Source organism: Corallococcus carmarthensis, from assembly GCF_003611695.1.
Classification (GTDB): Bacteria; Myxococcota; Myxococcia; order Myxococcales; family Myxococcaceae; genus Corallococcus; species Corallococcus carmarthensis.
Genome location: NZ_RAWE01000338.1, coordinates 1 through 6,433, shown reverse-complemented (window position 1 = coordinate 6,433; position 6,433 = coordinate 1). Strand labels below are relative to the sequence as shown.

At 71.9% G+C, this 6,433-nt stretch carries 3 protein-coding genes; 2 read left to right on the top strand and 1 reads right to left on the bottom strand.

All coding sequences use genetic code 11. The features are described from left to right. A partial coding sequence (gene mdoH, locus D7X32_RS48015) for a glucans biosynthesis glucosyltransferase MdoH (protein WP_120608168.1) occupies positions 1 to 1,549 on the top strand: 1,549 nt, incomplete at its 5' end. 42 nt (positions 1,550 to 1,591) lie between these two features. Further along, positions 1,592 to 3,235: a M28 family metallopeptidase gene (locus tag D7X32_RS42255; protein ID WP_120608167.1), complete on the top strand. Its 1,644-nt coding sequence runs from the start codon at positions 1,592 to 1,594 to the stop codon at positions 3,233 to 3,235. A gap of 5 nt (positions 3,236 to 3,240) precedes the next feature. Here D7X32_RS42255 and D7X32_RS42250 read toward each other — a convergent pair whose 3' ends face one another. Beyond that, the gene (locus tag D7X32_RS42250) at positions 3,241 to 6,390 is read right to left on the bottom strand and encodes an ATP-binding protein (RefSeq protein WP_120608166.1); all 3,150 of its coding nucleotides are present in this window, start codon (positions 6,388 to 6,390) and stop codon (positions 3,241 to 3,243) included. Between the last annotated feature and the right edge of the window lie 43 nt (positions 6,391 to 6,433).

Below are 6,433 nucleotides of genomic sequence, written 5' to 3'. Positions count from 1 at the left end.
GCAGCGTCAGATGTGTATAAGAGCCAGCTACCGCCGCCGCTTCGACAACACGGCCAAGAAGGCGGGCAACCTCGCGGAGTTCTGCGAGCGCTGGGGCCGCCGCTACGACTTCCTGCTGGTGCTGGACGCCGACAGCCTGATGGCGGGCGACAGCGTGGTGGAGATGGCGCGGCTGATGGAGCTGAACCCGGGCGCGGGCATCCTCCAGGTGCCGCCGCAGAACGTGGGGCGCTCCACGCTGTTCGCGCGGCTTCAGCAGTTCGCCGGGCGCATCTACGGCCCCATCGTGGCCGCGGGCGCGGCGGCATGGCAGTTGGGGGACTCCAACTACTGGGGCCACAACGCCATCTTGCGGATGGCGCCCTTCATCGAGCACTGCGGCCTGCCGGTGCTGCCGGGCCAGCAGCCCTTTGGCGGCCACATCCTCAGCCACGACTTCGTGGAGGCCGCGCTGATGCGACGGGCGGGCTACACGGTGTGGCTGGTGCCGGAGCTGGGCGGCAGCTACGAACAGCCGCCGCCGGACCTCCTCGCGTACGCGCAGCGCGACCGCCGCTGGTGCCAGGGCAACCTCCAGCACCTGGGGCTGGTGATGGCGGGCGGCCTGCACCCGATGAGCCGGATGCACTTCCTGATGGGCGTGATGTCCTACGTGGCGTCGCCCCTGTGGCTCATCTTCCTGGTGGCGGGCCTGTTCGCCGCGCTGCACGAGTGGTTCTTCTCGCCCACGACGCTGGTGGAGTTCCAGTCCACGCTGCCGGGCGGAGACGCGTTCGACACGGTGGGCGCGCTGCGGCTGATGGCGCTGTCACTGGCGCTCTTGTGGATTCCGCGCTTGATGGGCCTGGGACTGGTGCTGGCCCACCGCGAGGAGGCGGCGCGGATGGGCGGCCGGTTCAAGCTGGTGCTGAGCGTGGCGCTGGAGGGCGTGGTGTCCACGCTGATGGCGCCCGTGATGATGCTCTTCCAGTCGCACTTCGTGTTCGGGACGCTGCTTGGCTACAAGGTGAACTGGTCCAGCCAGCAGCGCGAGGACACGGACCTGCCGTGGTCGGAGGCGCTGCGCCGGCACAAGTGGCACATGGCGATTGGCGCGGTGCTCGCGGCGCTGACGATCGCGGTGGCGCCGGGCATGCTGGCGTGGCTGTCGCCGGTCATCCTGGGGCTGTGGTTGGCCCCGGCCATCTCCGTCTTCACCGCCCGTGCGTCGCTGGGCCTGTGGGCGCAGCGGCGGGGCCTGTTCCTCATCCCGGAGGAGCTCCATCCGCCCACCGTGCTGGTGCGCGCGCAGGAACTGGCCGAGGAGGAGATGGAGCCGGTGGGTGATGCGCTGGATCACGTGCTGACCGACCCTCGCGCGCACGCGCTGCACCTGGCGCTACTGGAGGCCCACCCGACGGCGAGCGTCCCCGTGGCGCTGGCCTCCGCGCGGCGCAAGCTGCTGGCGGGCGGGGTGGAGCCCCTGTCCCCGCAGGAGAAGTCCGCGGTGCTGCTGGACGCGCGCACGCTGTCGGAGCTGCGCGGCCGGCGGCTGGGCGTCCAGGCCTGATCGCGGTTGCATGACCCGGCTTCGCCCTGGATGCTCCGGGGCATGAACCGGGTCTCGTCTGTCGCCGCGCTCGCGCTGTTCGTCTCCTCCGGGGCCTTCGCCGCGGAGCCTCCTGCTTCCGGGTCCGGAGGCTCGGAGGACCGCTGGTGGAAGCACGTGGAGGTGCTCGCCAGTGACGCGATGGAGGGGCGCGACACGGGCAGCAAGGGCTACGCGACGGCCGCCGGCTATGTGTCCAAGGAGCTGGCCGCGCTGGGCGTGAGGCCGATGCTGAAGACGGGCTTCCTGCAGCCCATGGTGTTGCAGTCGCGCCGCCTCATCGAGTCCAAGTCCAGTGTCGCGCTGGTGAAGGACGGCAAGACGCTGCCGCTGGTGCAGGGCGAGGACGTCGTGCTGTCCTCGCGGCAGGGCGACAACGGCACCGTGGACGCGCCGCTGGTGTTCGTGGGCTACGGCCTGTCCATCCCGGAGCTGGGCCACGACGACTTCGCGGGCCTGGACCTGAAGGGCAAGGTGGTGGTGCTGCTCCAGGGCGGACCGGGGAACATCCCAGGCCCGGTGAAGTCGCACTTCTCCTCTTGGTCGGAGCGGCTGAAGGTGCTCAAGGCGGCGGGGGCCGTGGGGTACGTGTACCTCCAGAACCCGAAGATGCTGGAGCTGCCGTGGGAGCGCATCGTGGGCTCCAGCAAGAGCCCGACGGTGGTGTTCGCGGATCCGTCGCTCAACGACTCGCGCGGGCTGAAGGTCGCGGTGGTGGCGAACGTGGCGCAATCGCAGAAGTGGTTGGAGGGCGCGCCGCACACGTACGAGGAGCTGGTGGCGCTGGCCAATGAAGACAAGCCGCTGCCGAAGTTCGACCTGCCCCTGCGCATGAAGGCGAAGCTGGCCTTCGACGTGAAGCCGGTGAAGTCCATGAACGTGGTGGGCGTCATGCCGGGCACGGATCCGGTGCTCGCGAAGGAGTACGTGGTGCTCAGCGCGCACCTGGACCACGTGGGCATTGGCGAGCCCGTGAAGGGGGACCGCATCTACAACGGCGCCATGGACAACGCGTCCGGCGTGGCGGCGCTGCTGGAGGTCGCCCGGCAGCTGCATGACCAGCAGGAGAAGCCGAAGCGCTCGGTGGTGTTCGCGCTGGTGACGGGGGAGGAGAAGGGGCTGCTCGGGTCGAAGTACTTCGCGTCGCGGCCGCCCGTGCCCATCACCTCCATCGTGGCGGACTTCAACCTGGACATGTTCATGCCCCACTGGCCGTTCACGTCGGTGGTGGCGCACGGCAAGGACGAGTCCTCGCTCGCGGTGCAACTGGCGGAGGTGGCGGCGAAGCTGGACGTGCAGGTGCTTCCGGATCCGGAGCCGGACCGCAACCTGTTCGTGCGCAGCGACCAGTACTCGTTCATCCGCGAGGGCGTGCCCGCGCTGTTCTTCAAGTTCGGCTACACGCCGGGTTCGGAGGAGCAGAAGGTGTTCAAGCAGTGGCTGACCGAGCGCTACCACGCACCGTCGGATGACCTCACGCAACAGCCCGTGGACCACGCGGGCGCCGCGCGCTTCATCACCTTCCTGACCGCGCTGACGAACGCGGTGGCGGATGCCCCCGGCCGGCCGTACTGGAACGACGACAGCTTCTTCCGCCGCTTCGCGAAGCCGGCTCCCGTGACGGATCCGGACGCGAAGCCGGAGTAGCGGCTTCACGCAGCCGGATGCGTGACGGTGAAGCCGGGACGCGCCTCCAGGAAGCGCAAGGCGCCCCGGATGTCGGACGACGCGGTTTCGCGCGGGGCGTTCCGGGCCGCTTCGATGCGGCGGCGGGCGGCGGCCCTGGCTTCCTGGCCTGCCGCGCTCCCCATGGGCGCGGCGTCGGCTTCGGCCAGGTCGAGCGCCGCGCGGAGCAGATCCACGAGCTGGAAGAGGGCAGGGTCCTCGCGCAGCTCGGGGGCACCTTCCAGCGCGGCGAAGCCCTCCCGCGCGGCTCGCAGCTCTCCACTCGCCGCGTCCAGCGCGGCCCGGTGCGCGATGAACCGCAGGGCCTGCCAGCGCGACGCACGGCCCAGGATGGTGACCGCCTCCGCCAGCGCCACGCGGGCCTGACTCCAGTCCTCCCGGGCGAGCGAGGCGCGGCCCAGCTCACCCAGCGCCGTGCCCTCCAGCAGCCGCTGTCCCAGCAGCCGCGACAGGCGCACCGCGGCCTCCAGGTGTTCGCACGCCTCCGCGATGCCGCCCGCGTCCATCAGGTAGCAACCCAGGTTGAGCCGCGCGAGCGCCTGGCCTGTGCGGTCCTCCACGCTCAGAGCCCGCCCCAGCGCCTCGCCCAGGAGCATCACGGCTTCACCGCCGTCGCCCGCCTCGCCGATGGCGACCGCGCAGTTGGTGAGGAAGCCCACCTCGAACGTCACGTCGCCCACCTCGCGGAACAACGCCAGCGACGCGCGCAGGTGCGGAATGGCCGCTTCCGGTCCGCGCCGCACCTGTTCGACGAGGCCCAGGTTGCCTTCCGCGTAGGCCTCCAGCCAGCGGTCGTTTCCGGAGGGCAGCGCCTGCGCGTCGCGCATCAGCGTCCACGCGGTGGCGCCATCCCCGGCGTGACGGGCGACGATGGACAGGTCCACGAGCACGCGCTTCTCCGACGCTGTCTCGCCCAGCGTGTGGAAGACGCCTCGCACCTCATCCAGGGCCTGGCGCGCGTACTCCGCCTGTCCGGCGTCCAGGTACGCGCGGCCCAGCACCGCCATCGCCTCCGCGCGCTTCAGCGGCGCCACCGGCACGTGCGACGACGCCTCCAGCGCACGCTCCAGCCGCTCCACCAGCAGCCCCACCGGCCCGCGCGTGCGCGCATCCGGCTCCAGCGCCACCAGCGTCTCCAGCGCGCGGCCCAGGGACTCGGCGGTCGCGGGCCGGACCGCCATCGCGTTGTCGCACGCGGCCAGCAGGTTCTCGCGCTCCAGGGCCAGCCGCCGCAGCGCCGTGGCGCCTCCCGTCTTCTGCACGCGCTCGCGCAGCCGGCCAGCGACCTGGAGGTACGTGTCCGCGTGCCGGGCCTCGCACGCCGCTTCTTCTCCCAGCTCGCGCAGCCGCAGCACCGCGTATTCGCGGATGCTCTCGTACAACCCCAGGCGCAGGAAGCCACCGGGAGCCCCCACCTCGCGCGCGCACAGGAGCGATTGGGAGCGCAGCGAGTGCACCACCTCCAGCACGTCGGGCGAGCCCTCTGGCAGCACCAGCACCGCCTCGGCGGCCTCCAGCGTGAAGCCGCCCCGGAACACCGAGCACTGCGCCAGCGCGGCGCGCTCGGCCGGCTCCAGCAGGTTCCAGGACCAGTCGATGGCCCCCCGCAGCGTCGCCTGTCGCGCGGGTGCGTCCCGCCGTCCCACGCGCAGCAGGTCGAAGCGCTTCGCCAACCGCTCACGCAATTGCTCCACGCCCAGCACGCTCACGCGCGCCGCCGCCAGCTCGATGGCCAGCGCGATGCCGTCCAGCTGCCGCACGATGTCCGCGACGCGCGGGGCCTCCGCGTCGCTCAGGATGAAGTCGCCGCGCGTCTCCCGGGCCCGCTGCACGAACAGGCGCACCGCGTCCGAGCGCAGGATGACGTCCCAGCGCGTCTCGTCGGGATCCGGCAGGCCCATCGGGGCCAGGTCCAGCACGCGTTCGCCGGGAAGCCGCAGGGCCTCGCGCGAGGTGACGAGGAAGCGGGCTCGCGGCGCCAGCACCCGCCAGCGCCCCAGCGTCGTGGGCACGTGCCGCACCACCTGCTCCACGTTGTCCAGGATGACCAGCACGTCGCCGCAGCCCGCGAGTGCACGGCCCAGCCGCTCCGCGGGCGTGCTGCCGTCTCCGTCCGCCGTCAGCGGTACGCCCAGGGCCCGGCCCACCGCGTGGCAGAGGTCGCCCTCCGTCAGCGCCTCCTCCAGGTCGCACCGCCAGACGCCGCCCTCCCACGTGCCCGCATCGGACTCCAGCGCGCCGAAGTGCGTGGCCAGCCGTGTCTTGCCCATGCCGCCGGGGCCCAGGATGCTGATCAGCCGGGCGCCCTCCGACATCCACTGCCGCAACGTATCCAGTTCCTCCGCGCGCCCCACCAGGTCCTGCCGCAGCGTAGGCACGTTGCCGGGGCGCTCGCGTGGGGCGCGCAGGGGACCGAAGCGGCGGTGCGCAAGGGACGCGGGCAGCAGCTCCACCAGCGTCACGCTGTCGCTCACGCCGCGCAGGCGGAAGGCGCCCAGCGCACGTGCGCTGGGCATCCCCAGCAACACCAGCTCCGGCTGGATGCGGGCCCACGCCGCGCCACTCAGCAGCACCTGGCCGCCATGTCCCGCGTCCGCGACCCTCGCCGCGATGTTCACCGGAGGCCCCAGGTAGTCCAGCCGGTGCGTGGCCGGATCCAGGCGGCAGTCGGGTTCGCCCACGTGCACGCCCATTCGCACGCGCAGCCCCCGGTGCGACAGCCCTTCTGGCGTTTGCTCCTCCGCCGCGTCCGGCTCTTCCAGAAGCGCGTCCGGCCAGCTCGCGTGCAGCAGCGCCTCCTGCGCGCGCAGGCACCAGTGCGTCGCCTCCAACGGGGACGCGAACGCGACCATGAAGGCATCGCCCTGCGACTTCACCTCGTAGCCGTCGGTGCCCAAGAGCAGCGCGCGCAGCACGCCGTCATGCAGCTCCAGCGCGTCGCGCATGGCCTGGCCACAGCGCTCCCACAACCGCGTGGACCCCTGGATGTCGGTGAAGACGAGCGCCACCGAACCGGTGGGCGGCAGGTTCCGGGCGTGTGGGGGCGCGGCACAATTGGAGGGCGCTTCGTCGGCCGGGGGCTCGACGACCGTGAGTCTTCGGAAGGCCTCTCCCATCTCCCGCTCTCCCCGATGCCAGGAACCCCCACCCGCTCCCACC